Annotated in this window: 14 protein-coding genes and 1 pseudogene; 10 read left to right on the top strand and 5 right to left on the bottom strand. The window is 70.5% G+C overall.

Annotated features, from left to right (window positions below):
• The first annotated feature begins 13 nt into the window (after window positions 1-13).
• From AB3X52_RS05640 to mshC, 4 genes are read left to right on the top strand one after another with little or no spacing between them, the layout of a single operon-like run.
• A complete protein-coding gene (locus AB3X52_RS05640; RefSeq protein WP_367992146.1) occupies window positions 14-739 on the top strand; it encodes a histidine phosphatase family protein in 726 nt (241 codons plus the stop codon).
• Between the two features lie 31 nt (window positions 740-770).
• The gene (locus AB3X52_RS05635) at window positions 771-1,346 is read left to right on the top strand and encodes a DUF3090 domain-containing protein (RefSeq protein WP_367992144.1); all 576 of its coding nucleotides are present in this window, start codon (window positions 771-773) and stop codon (window positions 1,344-1,346) included.
• A 10-nt stretch (window positions 1,347-1,356) separates the two neighbouring features.
• Entirely contained in the window at window positions 1,357-2,127 is a 771-nt protein-coding gene (locus AB3X52_RS05630) for an SCO1664 family protein (protein ID WP_367992142.1), read from the top strand.
• Window positions 2,128-2,158: 31 nt separating this feature from the next.
• Window positions 2,159-3,394 (top strand): cysteine--1-D-myo-inosityl 2-amino-2-deoxy-alpha-D-glucopyranoside ligase, encoded by a 1,236-nt coding sequence (gene mshC, locus AB3X52_RS05625; RefSeq protein WP_367992140.1) that lies wholly within the window; start codon window positions 2,159-2,161, stop codon window positions 3,392-3,394.
• Window positions 3,395-3,491: 97 nt separating this feature from the next.
• On the opposite strand, the gene AB3X52_RS05620 is transcribed toward mshC, so the two are convergent.
• Window positions 3,492-4,340, bottom strand: a complete 849-nt coding sequence (locus AB3X52_RS05620) for a PAC2 family protein (protein ID WP_367992138.1) — start codon at window positions 4,338-4,340, stop codon at window positions 3,492-3,494.
• A gap of 192 nt (window positions 4,341-4,532) precedes the next feature.
• Here AB3X52_RS05620 and metH point away from each other — a divergent pair, with 192 nt between their 5' ends.
• Complete coding sequence (metH, locus tag AB3X52_RS05615; protein ID WP_367992137.1) at window positions 4,533-8,255, top strand: methionine synthase; 3,723 nt, start codon at window positions 4,533-4,535, stop codon at window positions 8,253-8,255.
• On the opposite strand, the pseudogene AB3X52_RS05610 reads toward metH, so the two are convergent.
• Window positions 8,237-8,587 (bottom strand): annotated as a pseudogene (locus AB3X52_RS05610) (DedA family protein); the annotation flags it as partial. The gene metH and the pseudogene AB3X52_RS05610 sit on opposite strands and share 19 nt — an antisense overlap.
• A 168-nt stretch (window positions 8,588-8,755) precedes the next feature.
• Between AB3X52_RS05610 and AB3X52_RS05605 the strand changes: the two are divergent.
• The gene (locus tag AB3X52_RS05605; RefSeq protein ID WP_367992135.1) at window positions 8,756-10,027 is read left to right on the top strand and encodes an MFS transporter; all 1,272 of its coding nucleotides are present in this window, start codon (window positions 8,756-8,758) and stop codon (window positions 10,025-10,027) included.
• A gap of 23 nt (window positions 10,028-10,050) precedes the next feature.
• Window positions 10,051-10,698, top strand: a complete 648-nt coding sequence (locus AB3X52_RS05600) for an HAD family hydrolase (protein WP_367992133.1) — start codon at window positions 10,051-10,053, stop codon at window positions 10,696-10,698.
• A 5-nt stretch (window positions 10,699-10,703) separates the two neighbouring features.
• Here the strand turns inward: AB3X52_RS05600 and AB3X52_RS05595 are convergent, their stop codons facing one another.
• Window positions 10,704-11,597: a RecB family exonuclease gene (locus AB3X52_RS05595; protein ID WP_367992131.1), complete on the bottom strand. Its 894-nt coding sequence runs from the start codon at window positions 11,595-11,597 to the stop codon at window positions 10,704-10,706.
• Between the two features lie 79 nt (window positions 11,598-11,676).
• Here AB3X52_RS05595 and AB3X52_RS05590 point away from each other — a divergent pair, with 79 nt between their 5' ends.
• From AB3X52_RS05590 to arc, 3 genes are all read left to right on the top strand, one after another.
• Window positions 11,677-12,822, top strand: coding sequence for a site-2 protease family protein (locus AB3X52_RS05590; protein ID WP_367992129.1), 1,146 nt, complete (start codon window positions 11,677-11,679; stop codon window positions 12,820-12,822).
• 140 nt (window positions 12,823-12,962) lie between these two features.
• Complete coding sequence (locus AB3X52_RS05585; RefSeq protein ID WP_367992286.1) at window positions 12,963-13,865, top strand: tRNA (adenine-N1)-methyltransferase; 903 nt, start codon at window positions 12,963-12,965, stop codon at window positions 13,863-13,865.
• Window positions 13,866-14,052: 187 nt separating this feature from the next.
• Complete coding sequence (gene arc / locus AB3X52_RS05580; protein WP_367992127.1) at window positions 14,053-15,816, top strand: proteasome ATPase; 1,764 nt, start codon at window positions 14,053-14,055, stop codon at window positions 15,814-15,816.
• Between the two features lie 63 nt (window positions 15,817-15,879).
• Here arc and AB3X52_RS05575 read toward each other — a convergent pair whose 3' ends face one another.
• Window positions 15,880-16,356: an aminoacyl-tRNA deacylase gene (locus AB3X52_RS05575; protein ID WP_367992125.1), complete on the bottom strand. Its 477-nt coding sequence runs from the start codon at window positions 16,354-16,356 to the stop codon at window positions 15,880-15,882.
• Between the two features lie 133 nt (window positions 16,357-16,489).
• Entirely contained in the window at window positions 16,490-17,101 is a 612-nt protein-coding gene (locus AB3X52_RS05570; RefSeq protein ID WP_367992123.1) for a GNAT family N-acetyltransferase, read from the bottom strand.
• Window positions 17,102-17,150: the final 49 nt, after the last annotated feature.

The following is a 17,150-nucleotide window of genomic DNA, read 5'->3' as shown; positions in this document are numbered from 1 at the left end:
TACTCTCGGGCGCATGGCGACGCTCATCCTCGTCCGACACGGCCGGACCACCGCCAACGCGAGCGGGACGCTCGCCGGCCGGCTGCCCGGTGTGAAGCTGGACGAGACCGGACAGGCGCAGGCGCAGCGGACGGGGGAGCGGCTCGTGCCGGTGCCCCTGGCGCGGGTGGTCTCCAGTCCGCTCGAGCGTTGCAAGCAGACGACGAGACTGATCCTCGCCGAGCGTGACGGCGAGGCGCTCCCGGTCGTCACCGAGCGTGGGTTGAGTGAGTGCGACTACGGCGAGTGGCAGGGGCAGAAGATCCGCGATCTCGCCAAGGAGAGGCTGTGGCGAACGGTCCAGACCCAGCCTTCGGCGGCGGTCTTCCCCGGTGGCGAGGCGATGTCGGCGATGCAGGCGCGCGCGGTCGCCGCCGTACGCCGGCACGACGCCGCTGTGCAGGAGGAGTACGGCGACGCCGGCGTCTGGCTCGCGGTGAGCCACGGCGACATCATCAAGTCGGTCCTCGCCGACGCGCTCGGCATGCATCTCGACCTCTTCCAGCGCATCAGCGTCGACCCGGCCTCGGTCTCGATCATCCGCTACACCGAGACCCGTCCGTTCGTGCTCGCGACCAACACGCACGCCGGCGACCTGTCCTGGCTCGCGCCCAAGAAGAAGACCCGTCGCAAGGGCGGCCCGCGGGGGCGCGCGCAGTCCGCCGACGCGGTCGTCGGTGGTGGCGCGGGACCGGCCTGAGGGCCGACCGACCAGCGAATAGGGTTGGACCATGCCAGTCGTTCACGCCTTCGACCCGCCCGAGCGCTTCGTCGCGGGCACCGTGGGGGAGCCCGGCTCCCGGACGTTCTTCCTGCAGGCCCGGGCCGGCACCCGGCTGGTGACCGTCGCGCTGGAGAAGCAGCAGGTCGCGGCCCTCGCGGAGCGGCTCGACGAGCTGCTCGACGAGGTGATGAGCAGCTCCTCGACGGTGGTGCCCGCGGTCGCGCCGTACGACCTTGAGGACACCAACCCCCTCGAGCAGCCGATCCACGAGGAGTTCCGGGTCGGCACGATGACGCTCTCCTGGGACCCGCAGCAGGAGCGGGTGGTCGTCGAGGTCTTCCCGTTCGTGGACAGCGCGGATCTGGGTGACGAGCTCGAGGTCGGCGAGGAGGACGAGGAGCCGGAGCCCGAGGAGGTGCTCCTGGTGAGGCTCGACCCCGCCCATGCCCGGGCGTTCGTGAAGCGGGCCGAGCTGGTGGTCGAGGCCGGGCGTCCGAGCTGCCCGTTCTGCGGAGAGCCGATCGACCCCGAGGGGCACCTGTGCGTGCGCGCGAACGGCTTCAAGCGCCGTGACCCGGTCTGAGGGGCCGGCGATGAGCGAGCCGGCCCTCGACCTGTACGACGACGAGCTGGTGCTCCACGGTCGCATCCGGGTCGCCTCGAACGCGACGTTCGTGGGCAGCATCGGCGGCGTCGCCGTCGTCTACAAGCCGGTGTCGGGGGAGCGGCCGCTGTGGGACTTCCCGGACGGCAACCTCGCCCACCGGGAGATCGCGGCCTACCTCGTCTCGGAGGCCCTGGGTTGGGGGGTCGTGCCCGAGACCTGGCTCCGCGAGGGCCCACACGGCGTGGGCATGGTGCAACGCTGGTGCGAGGTCGACCCTGCCCAGGAGGCCGTGACGATCGTTCCGGAGGGACGCGTCCCGGACGGCTACCTGCACGTCTTCGACGGCGTCGGCGCCGGTGACGAGCCGGTCTCCCTCGTCCACGAGGACACGCCGGCGCTGCGTCGGATGGCGGTCTTCGACGTGGTCGTCAACAATGCCGACCGCAAGGGTGGCCACGTGCTCGAGATGGCCGACGGCCACCGCTACGGCTGCGACCACGGTCTCACCTTCCACAGCGAGCCGAAGCTGCGGACCGTGCTGTGGGGGTGGATGGGCTCGCCGCTCACCGACGAGGAGGTCGCGGGGGTCCGCGCGGTCCGCGCGGGGCTCGACGGCGCCCTGGAGGAGTCGCTGTCGCCGTACCTCGCCTACTGGGACGTCGAGGCCCTCGCCGAGCGCTGCGACCGGCTGCTGGCCGAGGGTGCGCTGCCGGCGCCCCGGGGTGACTGGCACGTCATCCCGTGGCCGCCGTTCTGAGGCGGCTCGGCCCGTCAGTAGAGTGCAGGTCATGCGTTCCTGGTCTGCCCCCGCGTTCCCCACGCTTCCGCTGAAGGGGCCCGAGGTCTCGCTCTACGACCACGCCTCGGGCGAGGTCGTGACGACCGACACCGGGGACGATCGGCGCTCGCTCTACGTCTGCGGGATCACGCCGTACGACGCCACCCACCTGGGCCACGCGAACACGTTCGTCGCCTTCGATCTGCTCTACCGTGCCTGGCTCAACGCCGGCCACGACGTCACCTACGTGCAGAACGTCACCGACGTCGACGACCCGCTGCTCGAGCGGGCCACGCTGGTCGGTGTCGACTGGGTCGAGCTCGCCGAGCGCGAGACCGAGCTCTACCGGCAGGACATGGAGGCGCTGCGGGTCCTCCCGCCGGCGACGTACGCCGGTGCGGTCGAGTCGATCCCGCTCTTCCTCGAGCTCATCGCGGAGCTGGAGAAGGCGGGCGCGGTCTACCGCGTCGACGACGACCTCTACTTCTCGGTGGCCTCCGACGAGCGGTTCGGTGCCGAGTCACGGATGAGCCGCGACGAGATGCTCGCGATCTTCCCCGAGCGCGGCGGCGACCCGGACCGGCCCGGCAAGAAGGACCCGCTCGACCCATTGGTGTGGCGCGCCGAGCGTCCGGGGGAGCCGTCGTGGCCCTCGCCGTACGGCCCGGGACGACCCGGCTGGCACATCGAGTGCTCGGCGATCGCGCTGACCTACCTCGGCGCGGGGTTCACCGTCCAGGGCGGCGGCTCCGACCTGGTCTTCCCCCACCACGAGATGTCCGCGAGCCACGCCCACGCCGCCGGCCGCGAGTTCGCCCGCGTCTACACCCATGGCGGCATGGTCGCCTACGACGGTCACAAGATGTCGAAGTCGCGCGGCAATCTCGTGTTCGTCTCCGCGCTGCGCAACAGCGAGGTCGACCCGATGGCGATCCGGCTCGTCCTGCTGCGCCACCACTACCGCAGCGACTGGGAGTGGACCGACGACCAGCTCTTCGACGCCGTCGACACCCTCGCTGACTGGCGCAGGGCCGTCGCGCTCGGCCGCGGCGCGGACGCCGCGCCGGTCGCCGAGACCGTCCTCGCGGCCCTCGCCGACGACCTGGACGCTCCGCGCGCCGTCGCCGCGGTCCAGTCGTGGGTGGACGCCACGCTCGGCACCTCGGGCCTCGCCGAGACCTCCGACGCCACCGCCGGCGCCACGATCGCCGCCCTCGTGGACGCGGCCCTCGGCCTCAGCCTCTGACGCCGAGCCGGCGTCCATCTACGCCGACTCGACCGTTCCGCACCGGCCGCGCGCGCTCGGGCGGCGTACGACGCCCCGCGAAGCCGGGGACGCTCGCTCAGGAGTCCTCGGAGCGGCGGCGGAGGTAGCGCTCGAACTCTCGCGCGATGGCCTCGCCCGACGCCTCGGGCAGGTCGGTCGTGTCCCGCGTCTCCTCGAGCGCGCGGACGTAGTCGGCGATGTCCTCGTCCTCGCTCGCGAGCTCGTCGACGCCGCGTTCCCAGGCGCGGGCGTCCTCGGGCAGGTCACCGAGGGGGATCGCGCACTGCAGGAGCTCCTCGAGCTGGTTGACGAGCGCGAGGGTCGCCTTCGGGCACGGCGGCTGGGCGACATAGTGGGGGACCGCGGCCCAGTACGACACGGCGGGGATGTCCAGCTTGACGCACGCGTCCTGGAGGACACCGACGATGCCGGTGGGTCCCTCGTACGACGGCGAGTCCAGCTGCAGCCGGTCGACGAGCTCCGGCTCCGTGGCGGTGCCGTTGACCGGGATGGGCCGGGTGTGGGGCGTGTCGGCGAGCAGCGCCCCGAGCGTGACGACGAGCTGGCCGCCGAGGTCGTCGACACCGGCCAGGATCTCCGCACAGAACTGGCGCCAGCGCATGTTCGGCTCCAGGCCGCGCACGAGGATGATGTCGCGGTCCAGGTCGGGTGGCGAGCAGACGGCGATCTGCGTCGTGGGCCAGGTGAGCCGGCGATGCCCGCGCTCGTCGGTGCCGACCATCGGCCGGTTGACCTGGAAGTCGTAGAAGTCCTCGGGATCGATGGTGGCGACCACGCGCGCGCCCCAGACGTTGATCAGGTGGTCGACGGCGGCAGAGGCCGCGTCGGCCGCGTCGTTCCAGCCCTCGAAGGCGGCGATGACGACGGGGTCGACCAGCGCATGGGTCTCCTCGATCTCGATCACCCTTCCACACTAGGGCCTCGGGTGGAGGGCCGCGTCCGCCAGCATCACCAGATGGGAGCCGGGCCGGCCGGTCCGGGGATTTCGGCCCCCAAGATGGGGGGTGTCACGATCTGGGAACGGCGCTCCGGCCCGGGACGCTGTACGTAGCCTTGTATCGGCCGTGGCCCCGCGGCCAGTGAGGAGCCTGTCACCGTGAGCCTGCGCCCCGACCCGACCGAGGACCTGACCGCGATCCTTCGCGAGCGGATCATGGTGCTCGACGGCGCCATGGGGACGGCGATCCAACGGGACCGGCCCGACGAGGCGGGCTACCGCGGCGAGCGCTTCGCCGACTGGCCCACGGACGTGGTCGGCAACAACGATCTGCTGTCGCTGACCCAGCCGGAGCTGATCGTCGGCATCCACCGCGAGTACCTCGCCGCAGGTGCCGACATCATCGAGACCAACACGTTCAACGCCACTGTGATCTCGCAGTCCGACTACGGCATGGAGGAGCTCGCCTACGAGCTCAACTACGAGTCGGCACGGCTCGCCCGCGAGGTCGCGGACGAGTTCAGCACCCCCGAGAAGCCGCGGTACGTCGCCGGGGCGCTCGGTCCGACCAGCCGGACGGCCAGCATCAGCCCGGACGTGAACGACCCGGGTGCGCGCAACGTCACCTACGACGAGCTCGTGGCGGCGTACGCCACCGCCACGAAGGGTCTGCTGGAGGGCGGCGCCGACCTCATCTTCATCGAGACCATCTTCGACACCCTCAACGCGAAGGCAGCGATCTTCGCCGTGCAGAGCGTCTTCGAGGAGTACGGCCGGCGCTGGCCGATCGTCATCTCCGGCACCATCACCGACGCCTCGGGGCGCACGCTGTCCGGTCAGGTCACGGAGGCGTTCTGGGACTCCGTGCGCCACGCTGAGCCGTTGCTCGTGGGCCTCAACTGCGCCCTCGGCGCGAAGGAGATGCGTCCCTACATCGCCGAGCTCGCCCGGGTGTCGGACGCCTTCGTGTCCTGCTACCCCAATGCGGGCCTGCCCAACGCCTTCGGGGAGTACGACGAAGGCCCGGAGGAGACGGCCGGCCACCTGCACGAGTTCGCGGGAGCGGGCTTCGTCAACCTCGTCGGCGGCTGCTGCGGGACCACGCCGGCTCACATCGCCGAGATCGCACGCCGGGTCGAGGGGCTCGCCCCCCGGACGCCGAGCACGATCGAGCCCGCGCTGCGGCTCTCCGGCCTCGAGCCGTTCGCGGTCAAGGCCGACAGCCTCTTCGTCAACGTCGGCGAGCGGACGAACATCACCGGGTCGGCCAAGTTCCGCAACCTGATCAAGGCGGGCGACTACGACACCGCGCTGACCGTCGCGGCCCAGCAGGTCGAGAACGGCGCCCAGGTCATCGACGTCAACATGGACGAGGGCATGATCGACGGGGTCGCGGCGATGGACCGCTTCCTCAAGCTGATCGCCTCCGAGCCCGACATCAGCCGGGTGCCGGTCATGATCGACTCCTCGAAGTGGGACGTCATCGAGACCGGCCTGAAGAACGTGCAGGGCCGCCCGATCGTCAACTCCATCTCCCTCAAGGAGGGGGAGGAGATCTTCATCGAGCACGCCCGCCTCTGCAAGAGGTACGGCGCGGCGGCGGTCGTCATGGCCTTCGACGAGGACGGCCAGGCCGACAGCTACCAGCGCCGGATCGCCGTGTGCGAGCGCGCCTACCGCATCCTGGTGGATCAGGTGGGCTTCGACCCGCAGGACATCATCTTCGACCCGAACGTCTTCGCGGTCGCGACCGGCATCGAGGAGCACGCGACGTACGGCGTCGACTTCATCGAGGCCACCCGCTGGATCAAGCAGAACCTCCCGGGCGTGAAGATCTCGGGCGGCATCTCCAACGTCAGCTTCAGCTTCCGCGGCAACAACCCCGTGCGCGAGGCGATCCACGCGGTGTTCCTCTACCACGCGATCGCGGCGGGGCTCTCGATGGGCATCGTCAACGCCGGCCAGCTCGTGCCCTACAGCGAGATCGACGACACGTTGCGCGAGCGGATCGAGGACGTGGTCCTCAACCGCCGAGCCGACGCGACCGAGCGGCTCCTGGAGATCGCCGGCAACTACAACAAGACCGGCCAGGAGGCGGAGGAGCAGGCGCAGGAGTGGCGCAGCCTCCCGGTCGCCGAGCGCATCACCCATGCGCTGGTCAAGGGCATCGACACCTACGCCGAGGCCGACACCGAAGAGCTGCGTCAGGAGATCGCCGCCCGTGGAGGCCGGCCGATCGAGGTGATCGAGGGCCCGCTCATGGACGGCATGAACGTCGTCGGCGACCTGTTCGGCGCCGGCAAGATGTTCCTCCCGCAGGTGGTCAAGAGCGCCCGCGTCATGAAGAAGGCGGTGGCCTATCTCATCCCGTTCATCGAGGAGGAGAAGGCCAACAACCCCGAGCTCGCGGCGCAGAAGGACACCAACGGCACGGTCGTCATGGCCACGGTCAAGGGCGACGTGCACGACATCGGCAAGAACATCGTCGGCGTCGTGCTCCAGTGCAACAACTACGAGGTCATCGACCTCGGCGTGATGGTGCCGGCCCAGAAGATCCTCGACACCGCGGCCGAGGTGGGCGCCGACATGATCGGCCTGTCCGGTCTCATCACGCCCTCGCTGGACGAGATGGTGAACTTCGCCGGCGAGATGCAGCGTCTCGGCCTGACGATCCCGCTGCTCATCGGCGGCGCGACCACGAGCCGCGCCCACACGGCGGTCAAGGTCGATCCGAAGTACGACGGCCCCGTCGTCTGGGTCAAGGACGCGTCCCGGTCCGTGCCGACCGCCGCCGCGCTGCTGAGCGACGAGCGTCGGCCGGTCCTCCTGGAGCAGATCAAGGCGGACTACGACGGCCTGCGGGCCCGCCACGCGCAGAAGCAGGACCGGCCGCAGCTCACCTACGCCCAGGCCAAGTCCAACGCGAGCCCCATCGAGTGGGAGGGCTATGAGCCGCCGCAGCCGAAGACGCCCGGAGTGACGGTCCTCGACGACTACGACCTGGCGGAGCTGCGCGAGTTCATCGACTGGCAGCCGTTCTTCAACGCGTGGGAGATGAAGGGTCGGTTCCCCGACATCCTCAACAACCCGCAGACCGGTGAGGCTGCCCGCAAGCTGTACGACGACGCCCAGGCGATGCTCGACCAGATGATCGCCGAGAAGTGGGTGACGGCGCGCGGCGTCTACGGACTCTTCCCGGCCAACGCGACCGGTCCCGACGACATCACCGTGTGGGCCGACGACGCGCGGACCGAGACGCGGACGGTGCTCCACCAGCTGCGCCAGCAGGGGGTCCACCGCGAGGGGATCCCCAACCGGTCGCTGGCCGACTACGTCGCGCCCGCGTCGACCAGGCTGCGCGACCACATCGGCGCGTTCGCGGTGACGGCCGGGATCGGCCTGCCGGAGAAGGTGCAGGAGTTCCGTGCGGCGCTCGACGACTACTCCGCGATCCTCGTCGAGGCGCTCGGTGACCGGCTCGCGGAGGCGTTCGCGGAGCGCCTCCACCAGCGGGTGCGGACCGAGTTCTGGGGCTACGCCCCGGACGAGCAGGCATCCAACGACGACCTCATCGCCGAGCGCTACACCGGGATTCGTCCCGCGCCGGGCTACCCGGCCTGTCCCGACCACACCGAGAAGCGCACCATCTGGGACCTCCTCGACGTCGAGACCAACACCGGCATCAAGCTGACCGACGGAATGGCGATGTGGCCGGGTGCGTCGGTGTCCGGCCTCTACTACAGCCACCCTCAGTCGCAGTACTTCGTCGTGGGCCGTCTCGGCCAGGACCAGGTCGCCGACTACGCCCGCCGCAAGGGCTGGACGATGAAGGACACCGAGCGCTGGTTGGCCCCGAACCTCGGCTACGACCCGGAGGACTGACACTGGGCCCGGGTACCGACCGCAACCACGGAAGCTTCTCTTTGCCTCTCATCGGCCGTACCCCGGCCCGACGGATGCCGGTGCCGTCGCACGCGCCACACGACGAGAGCGGCGAGTACGACGATGGCGGCTCCCTCCCCGATGGTGGAGGCGACCCGCTCGTACGAAGCCCCGGCGAAGTATCCGACGAGACTGAATGTGACACCCCAGCTGATGCCGCCGATGGCGTTCCAGATCAGGAACACCGGATAGCGCATTCGGCTCAGCCCTGCGATTCCGGGCATCACGGCCCGGAAGAAGGCGGTCCACCGGCCGAGGAAGACGGCCGGTCCGCCGCGCGAGTGGCGCGATTCATCAACCGTTCATCTGACCCTCCCTACCGTCCGCCACATGACAGAACCCGGGCGACCCGTCGCGCCGGCGGCGTTCCGGTTGCGGACCGTGCCTCGGAGTGCCCTCTGCGACCACTGCCAGCGAGGCGCCTGCGAGACTCGGGTCGCGTGAGCCGGCCAGCCGCGCGCCAGAACGCAGCGTCAGGTTCCCGTGCCGGAGCCTGGTCCGCGTGGCGCACCGTCGTCGCCTTCGGACTGGTCAGTCTCGCTGCTGACATGGTCTACGAGGGCATGCGCGCCATGGCCGGCCCCTTCTTGGGCACTCTCGGCGCGTCTGCACTCACCGTCGGCCTGATCACCGGCGCAGGGGAAGCCGTCGCCCTGGTCCTACGGCTGGGAACCGGAGTCTGGGCCGATCGCAGCGACAACCACTGGCGACTGACAGTCATCGGCTACGCCATGACCGCGGTATGCGTCCCACTTCTCGCGATCACTGCGTTCCTCGGCAGCGCCGGCCTCGCGGTCGCCGCGACCCTCATCATGCTCGAGCGCACTGGAAAGGCCGTCCGCAGCCCGGCCAAGTCCGCGCTCCTGGCGCGCATGGCTACCTCGACCGGCCGGGGCAAGGGGTTCGCCGTACACAAGGCACTCGACCAGATCGGTGCCTTCTCCGGACCGCTGTTGCTCGCCGGAGTCGCCGCGCTCACGGGGGTGTTGTGGCCCGGCTTCGCGCTCCTCGCCGTTCCTGGAGCGCTCGCGCTGTTGCTTCTGGCCCAACTGCGCCGGCGCGCCCCGATCACCTCCGAGCCCGAGCACGACGACCAGACTGCGGCGGCCCCGGCATCCAGCCTGCTCGCAGCGCTGGGCAAGGCCGCGATCGCCAGCGACCTACCGCGAGCGTTCCACCTGTTCGCCCTGTCCGCCGCTCTGACGACCGCCGGCCTGATGACCTTCGGCGTCATGTCATATCGGTTCGTCCAGGCAGGACTGGTCTCGCTGGCCGCGGTCCCACTCGTGTACGCCGTCGCCATGGCGGTCGAGGCAGTTGCGGCACTCGGCACCGGTCACCTCTTCGACCGCAAGGGCGGACGGGTGCTGCTGCTCGTTCCGGTGCTCGTCGCGGTACTACCTGTCTGCGTCTTCGCGACCCGGCTGTGGCTGGTGCTCGTCGGAGTGGCGATCTGGGGCACCGCCACCGGCATCCAGGACTCCACTGTGAAGGCGTACGTCGCCGACCTCGTCCCCTCGAGCCGCCGCGCCACCGCCTACGGCGTGTTCGCCGCGGTCCAAGGCCTGGGGTCCCTCGCCGGCGGAGCCCTCGCAGGCTCCCTCGTCGACCACAGCATCACCGTCCTGGCCGCCATCATCGCGACCTTGCAGGCATTGTCATGGCTCCTGCTCTGGCGCACCACTCGTTCCCCACGGGCGGAGCGAAGGTGACCGGGCTGTGAAAGGATCCGGACGTGAAGCTGGCGGCCGCGTTGTGGGACATGGACGGGACCCTGGTGGACACCGAGCCGTACTGGATCGACACCGAGTTCGCCCTCGCGGAGCAGTACGACGCCGCGTGGTCCCGCGAGGACGCGCTGTCGCTCGTCGGCAACGACCTGTTGGAGTCCGGCCGCTACATCAAGCAGCGGATGAGGCTCGAGCTCAGCCCGGACGAGATCGTCGAGGCCCTGCTCGACGGTGTCGTCGCCCGAGTCGAGGAGTCGGTTCCCTGGCGCCCGGGCGCCCGTGAGCTGCTCGCGGACCTCCACGATCACCGAATCCGCTGCGGGCTCGTCACGATGTCGTACCAGCGCTTCGTCGCCCCGATCCTGGCCGAGCTCCCACCGGAGACCTTCAGCGTCGTCGTCACCGGCGACCAGGTCGAGCAGGGCAAGCCCCACCCGGAGCCCTACCTCACCGCGGCGGCCGCGCTCGGCGTGCGGCCACAGGAGTGCCTGGCCATCGAGGACTCCAACACCGGCGCCAAGTCCGCTGAGGCGGCCGGCTGCACCGTCCTGGTCGTCGAGAACCACGTGCCCGTGCTCGCCGGCCCACGACGCATCTTCCGGCCGACGCTCGCCGGGCTCACCAAGGCGGACCTGCCGGCCCTCCTGCCGTGAGCGCCTCAGTCCAGGTCCGTGTCGTCGCCCGCGGCCTCCGGCGAGGCCGAGCCCGGCAGTGGCGGGGGAGTGCCGCCGTACGCCGGGCAGAGCGCCTGGTGGGCACACCAGCTGCATAGCTTGCTCGGGCTGGCCCGCCAGTCGCCCGAGGACTCGGCAGCGCGGATCGCCTGCCAGATGGCCTCCACCTTCCGCTGGGTCGCGCGCAGGTCGGCCTCGTCGGGGACGTAGCGCAGGACGTGGCCGCTGCCGAGGTAGATCAGCTGCAGCATCGCCGGCACGACGCCGCGCGTCCGCCAGATGACCAGGGCATAGAACTTGAGCTGGAAGAGCGCCTTCGCCTCGAAGCCCGGCGCAGGCACGCGCCCGGTCTTGTAGTCCACCACTCTCACGCGCCCGTCGGGCGCGATGTCGACCCGGTCGATGAAGCCACGCAGGAGCAGCCTCGAGTCGAGGACGGTCTCGACGTAGAGCTCGCGCTCGGCGGGCTCGAGACGGCGCGGATCCTCGAGAGTGAAGTAGCGCTCGAGCACGGTCCGACACGAGGCGAGCCACGCCGCCGCCTCGTCGCCGTCCTCGTCGTCGGGGAAGAGGTCGACCAGCTCGGGAGCCGCCTCGAGGATCGCGGCCCAGGCGGGCTCGAGCAGCTCCTGCGCCCGTGCGGGCGTGCGGTCGGCGGCAGGCAGGTCGAAGAGCTGCTCGAGCACCTTGTGGACGACCGTGCCGCGGGTCGCGGCAGGCGAGGGCGGCTCGGGCAGCCGGTCGATCGTGCGGAAGCGGTAGAGCAGGGGGCAGGTCACGAAGTCTCCGGCCCGACTGGGGGAGAGCGCGCCGAGGACGTCGACGCCGTCGATCGGCGTCGAGAGGGGGACGGCGGGGGACTCCTGCTGCACGCTCACGTAGCCGACCCTAGGCGACCGCACCGACAGCCCCGGCCTCGCCGCCCGCACACGACCGGCGGTCGAGTAGCCTCTCAGAGTGTCTGAGCATCACCCCGGCCCGTCCCGCCCGCGCCCGCCGGGCGCCATCAAGCTGGGCACCATCGCGGGCAGCGACGTGATCGTCACCTCCTCGTGGTTCCTCGTCGCCATCCTCATCGCGGTGATGGTCTCGCCACGGGTCGAGGAGGTGACCCCGGGGCTCGGCGCGTGGAAGTACGTCGCGGGCCTGGCCTTCGCGGTGATCCTCTATGGCTCGGTGCTGCTCCACGAGGCTGCGCACGCCTACGTCGCGCGGCACTACGGCTACCCGGTCGGCGCGATCACGCTGCACTTCCTCGGGGGCGCGACCGCGATCGAGGACGAGGCGCGGCGACCCCGCCACGAGTTCTGGATCGCGGTCGTGGGACCGCTGACGTCGCTGGCCGTCGGCGGCGTGGCGCTCGCGCTGCTGCTGCTCGAGCCCGCCGGACTGCTGCGGATGGCGGTCCAGGGACTGGCCGGGGCCAACCTGTTCGTCGCCGCGCTCAACCTCGTCCCGGGGCTCCCGCTCGACGGCGGGCGCGTGCTGAAGTCGGCCGTGTGGGGCCTGACCCACAACGTCCACCGCGGCACCATGGTGGCCGGCTGGGTGGGCCGCGTGTTCGCGGTCCTGGTGCTGCTCTGGCCGTTCGCCCAGGAGACGTTCCTCGACCAGCGGCCCGCCGGAGTCGACTTCGTGCTCGCCGTCGTGATCGCCCTCTTCCTGTGGAGCGGGGCGAGCGCGGCCATGGCGGCCGCCCGGGTGCGCTCCCGGCTGCCGGACCTCGTCGCCCGTGACCTCGCCCGTCGTACGCTCGCCGTGCCTGCTGACCTGCCGCTCTCCGAAGCCGTACGCCGGGCGCAGGAGGCCCAGGCCGGAAGCATCGTCACCGTGACGACCTCCGGACAGCCGATCGGTGTCGTCAACGAGGCGGCGCTGCTGGCCACCCCGTCCGACCGCCGCCCGTGGATGGCCACCTCGGCGGTCGCCCGCCAGCTGGACGACGGCCTATCGCTCCCGGTGACGATCCGAGGGGAGGAGCTCATCATGGCGATCACCCGCAATCCCGCCGCGGAGTATCTCCTCCTCGAGGACGACGGGTCGATCTTCGGGGTCCTCGCCACCGCCGACGTCGATGCGGCCTTCAAGCGGGCGGCGAACTAACCTCACCTTTCGTGTCCGACCTCCCGATCGAGCCCGAGCAGCCCGCCGAGACCGCGGTGACGACACCGACGGCCGCACCGCCGAGCACGCAGGTCCCCGACGTCCCTGCCGAAGCCCGCGCGGGCGTCCACCGCGGCCCGCTGCGCGCCGGGGAGTGGGTGCGGCTGACCGACACGAAGGGCCGTCGCCACAACTTCGAGCTCGTGCCCGGCAAGCGGTTCTTCTCGAACAAGGGTCACATCGACCACGACGAGCTGATCGGCCGTGACGAGGGCTTCACGGTCACCGCATCGACCGGCGGCGAATATCTCGTCTTCCGTCCGCTGCTCTCCGAGTTCGTCGTCTCGATGCCGCGTGGTGCCGCGGTCGTCTACCCGAAGGACGCCGCCCAGATCGTCGCGATGGCCGACATCTTCCCGGGCGCGCGCGTCGTGGAGGCGGGGGTCGGCTCGGGCGCGCTCACCTGCTCGCTGCTGCGCGCCGTCGGCCCCTACGGCCGGGTGATGTCGTTCGAGCGGCGTGAGGAGTTCGCCGAGGTCGCCCGTAAGAACGTCGATCAGTTCTTCGGTACGCCGCCGGGCGAGTGCCACCCCAACTGGGAGCTCGAGCTCGGCGACCTCCAGGTCGCTCTCCCCGCCCGCGGCGAGCGCTGCGACCGGATGATCCTGGACATGCTCGCTCCGTGGGAGTGCGTGGACGCGGCCGCGGACGCGCTCTATCCCGGCGGCATCCTGTGCGCCTACGTCGCGACGACGACGCAGCTCTCCCGCTTCATGGAGACCGTCCGGGTCCACGGCGGCTTCACCGAGCCGCAGGCATGGGAGTCGCTCGTGCGCGACTGGCACGTCGAGGGCCTCGCCGTACGCCCCGGTCACAAGATGATCGGGCACACCGCCTTCCTCGTGACGGCGCGCCGGCTCGCGTCGGGTCAGCGACCGCCGCGCAAGACCCGCCGCCCCGCGCCGGGTGCTTACGGTCCCGACTACACGGGACCGCGACCCGCCGACGCGCCGGTGCTCGCGGACGATTCCGTGACCGACTGAACCAGCGCTCGGGGGGATACCTGCGTGGCCCAGCCACCGCGCACAGCCCCAGGGTGACGTCTCGGCGTCCGGTCCGCGATCGGGTCGCGACCAAATCGTGACCGATCAAATGTGTCCGGCACCGCCGAAACCTCTCTTCCTTTGGCCTTCTCCGCGGGTAGGGTCACTGGTCTAGGAGGTGTGGCAGATGTCGACATCCGAAGGTTTTCCCTCCACCCCGCAGAGTCGGGAGGAGCTCGAGAGCCACGCGCGTTTTCTCGAAGCGGAGGTCACCGACCTGCGCCGGCGCCTGAGTGAGATGCCGGGATCCTCCCGCGGTCTGGAGGCGCGGCTCGCCGACGCGCAGCGCTCCCTGGCCGCCGTCACGTCGCAGAACGAGCGGCTCGCCGCCACGCTGCGCGAGGCGCGGGAGCAGATCCTCAAGCTCAAGGAGGAGGTCGACCGGCTGGCGCAGCCGCCGGCCGGCTTCGGCACCTTCCTCGGGCGCAACGAGGACGACTCGATCGACGTGTTCACCGGGGGCCGCAAGCTCCGGGTGACGGTCTCGCCGAACGTGGATCTCGACGCGCTGCGCTACGGCCAGGAGGTCATGCTCAACGAGGCACTCAACGTCGTCGACGCACTCGACTACGAGAAGGTCGGCGAGGTGGTGATGTTCAAGGAGATGCTCGCGGACGGTGAGCGCGCCCTGGTCATCGCGAACGCCGACGAGGAGCGGGTGGTCCGGCTGGCCGAGCCGCTGCGCGGTGACGTCATCCGGGCCGGTGACTCGCTCCTGCTCGAACCGCGCTCGGGCTACGTCTACGAGAAGGTCCCGAAGTCGGAGGTCGAGGAGCTCGTCCTCGAAGAGGTCCCGGACATCGCCTACGACTCGATCGGCGGCCTCGGTGGCCAGATCGAGATGATCCAGGACGCGGTCGAGCTGCCCTATCTCTACCCGGAGCTCTTCAAGGAGCACCAGCTCAAGCCGCCGAAGGGCGTGCTGCTCTACGGCCCGCCTGGGTGCGGGAAGACGCTGATCGCCAAGGCGGTCGCCAACAGCCTCGCCAAGAAGGTCGCGACCCGCACCGGTGCGGAGGGGAAGTCCTATTTCCTCAACATCAAGGGGCCCGAGCTCCTCAACAAGTACGTCGGCGAGACGGAGCGCCACATCCGCCTGGTCTTCCAGCGTGCGCGTGAGAAGGCGTCGTCGGGGACCCCGGTCATCGTCTTCTTCGACGAGATGGACTCGCTCTTCCGCACCCGCGGGACCGGTGTGTCCTCCGACGTGGAGAACACCATCGTCCCGCAGCTGCTGAGCGAGATCGACGGCGTCGAGCTGCTGGAGAACGTCCTGGTCATCGGCGCCTCCAACCGCGAGGACATGATCGACCCGGCGATCCTGCGCCCGGGGCGTCTCGATGTGAAGATCAAGATCGAGCGACCCGACGCCGAGGCCGCGCGGGACATCTTCAGCAAGTACCTCGTCCCCCAGCTGCCGCTGCACCCCGACGACCTGGCCGAGTTCGGTGGCGACCGGGAGGCGACGGTCGCGGCGATGATCCGCGCGACCGTCGAGCGGATGTACACCGAGTCCGACGAGAACCGCTTCCTCGAGGTCACCTATGCCAACGGTGACAAGGAGGTCCTCTACTTCAAGGACTTCAACTCCGGGGCGATGATCCAGAACATCGTCGACCGGGCGAAGAAGATGGCGATCAAGTCCTTCCTCGACTCCGAGCAGGACGACGGGCAGAAGGGCCTCCGGGTCTCCCACCTGCTCCAGGCCTGCGTCGACGAGTTCAAGGAGAACGAGGACCTGCCCAACACCACGAACCCCGACGACTGGGCCCGGATCTCCGGCAAGAAGGGGGAGCGGATCGTCTTCATCCGCACCCTCATCACCGGCAAGCAGGGCACCGAGCCGGGTCGCTCGATCGAGCAGGTCGCCAACACCGGTCAGTACCTCTAAAACACCGTTGCCGAGTCGGCGTCCATGGACGCCGACTCGGCTGTTGTGTGCGTCGGCCCCGGGCTACGACGCGGGCTCGGTCACGTCGGCGACTGTCGCTCCGAGCGCCGGCAGCAGTGCCGCCGCGTCGACGGTGAGTGCGACCCCGTGGGCGCCGCCACCGATCGAGACGGTCCCGGTGACCCGCTCGTCGGCGATGACGGGCAGCGGGCGCAGCGAACCGAGGGGCGTGATCGTCCCGCGGACATAGCCGCTGGCGTCGTACGCCGCCTGCTGGCTGGCCATGGTGAGCCGGTTGACGCCGAGGAGGCTGCGGAGCTTCGCCCACGCGATCTCGCGGTCGCCGGGCACGAGGACGAACCGGTGATCAGCGTCGCTGACCCGGATCACCATCGTCTTGATGATCTGGCGGGGTTGGAGGCCGCGCGCGGCCGCAGCCTCGGCCAGGGACGAGACCGGACCGTGTCGCGTCACGGTGGCGTCCAGGCCGAGTGCCTCGGCCGCGGCGATGGCGCGGGCGGAGTTGTCGTCGTCAGGCACGCTTCGACCTTAGGGCGTGACACGCCCGACGTCTCCCCGGCGGATGTGGTCGCACCGCCCTGGTCGCATCCACGCAGTGCCCGGGTGCTCCCGCCCGGCGCCGGCGCCGTTGCGCGGGAGTGGACCCACGTCCTCAGCCCAGCCGGTGTCCTAGCACGAGCGCGTCGGGTCGCTCCAGGAGCGTCGTGAAGCCGAGGTGGCGATAGAAGCCGACGGCCCGCTCGTTGGCCCGGCCGACGCCGAGATGCACGCCGGGGACACCCGCCGCCTCCAGCCGGCCGAGGAAGCGCTCGATGAGCACGCGCCCGGTCCCGGATCCCTGGAGACGGGGGAGCAGGTCGATGTGGAGATGGGCGGGGAAATCCGCAATCACCTCCTCCGGGGCCGGCACCGGCCGGTGGATCAGCGCGTGCAGCCGGTCGTCGGGGCTGAGCCCGACGGGCGACGACGTCCCCGGATCGCGATGGCGAGCGCGCAATGCCGGCCACCAGTGTCGCTCGCATGCCTCCTCGAAGCGCCGCGTGTCCGGGGTGCCCAGGACATAGCCCGCGACGCCCGCGGCATCCTCGGCCACGAAGCCGATGCCCTCGGGAAGGAGCAGGTAGGGCCGGGCGTACACCTGGCCGAGGAGAGCCGGGTCCGTGTAGTAGGCCGTCGCGTCCTCGCCCGACCAGCCGGTGCGCAGACAGATCTCGTCGCAGGCGCCGAGATCGGCGGCGGTGGCCGACCGGATCGTCACAGTCACGTCGTCAGCGTAGGTGGGTGGGTGGACGGCTCACGCTGCGAACGGGTCG

This window comes from Nocardioides eburneus (assembly GCF_040838215.1).
GTDB lineage: Bacteria > Actinomycetota > Actinomycetes > Propionibacteriales > Nocardioidaceae > Nocardioides > Nocardioides eburneus.
This window is presented reverse-complemented; position numbering and strand designations above follow the sequence as displayed.

Excerpts from the sequence above, each read along its gene's own strand:
- arc (WP_367992127.1), top strand. The coding sequence starts at position 14,053 with ATGTCGACATCCGAAGGTTTTCCCTCCACCCCGCAGAGTCGGGAGGAG.
- mshC (WP_367992140.1), top strand. The coding sequence starts at position 2,159 with ATGCGTTCCTGGTCTGCCCCCGCGTTCCCCACGCTTCCGCTGAAGGGG.
- AB3X52_RS05640 (WP_367992146.1), top strand. The coding sequence starts at position 14 with ATGGCGACGCTCATCCTCGTCCGACACGGCCGGACCACCGCCAACGCG.
- AB3X52_RS05630 (WP_367992142.1), top strand. The coding sequence starts at position 1,357 with ATGAGCGAGCCGGCCCTCGACCTGTACGACGACGAGCTGGTGCTCCAC.
- AB3X52_RS05635 (WP_367992144.1), top strand. The coding sequence starts at position 771 with ATGCCAGTCGTTCACGCCTTCGACCCGCCCGAGCGCTTCGTCGCGGGC.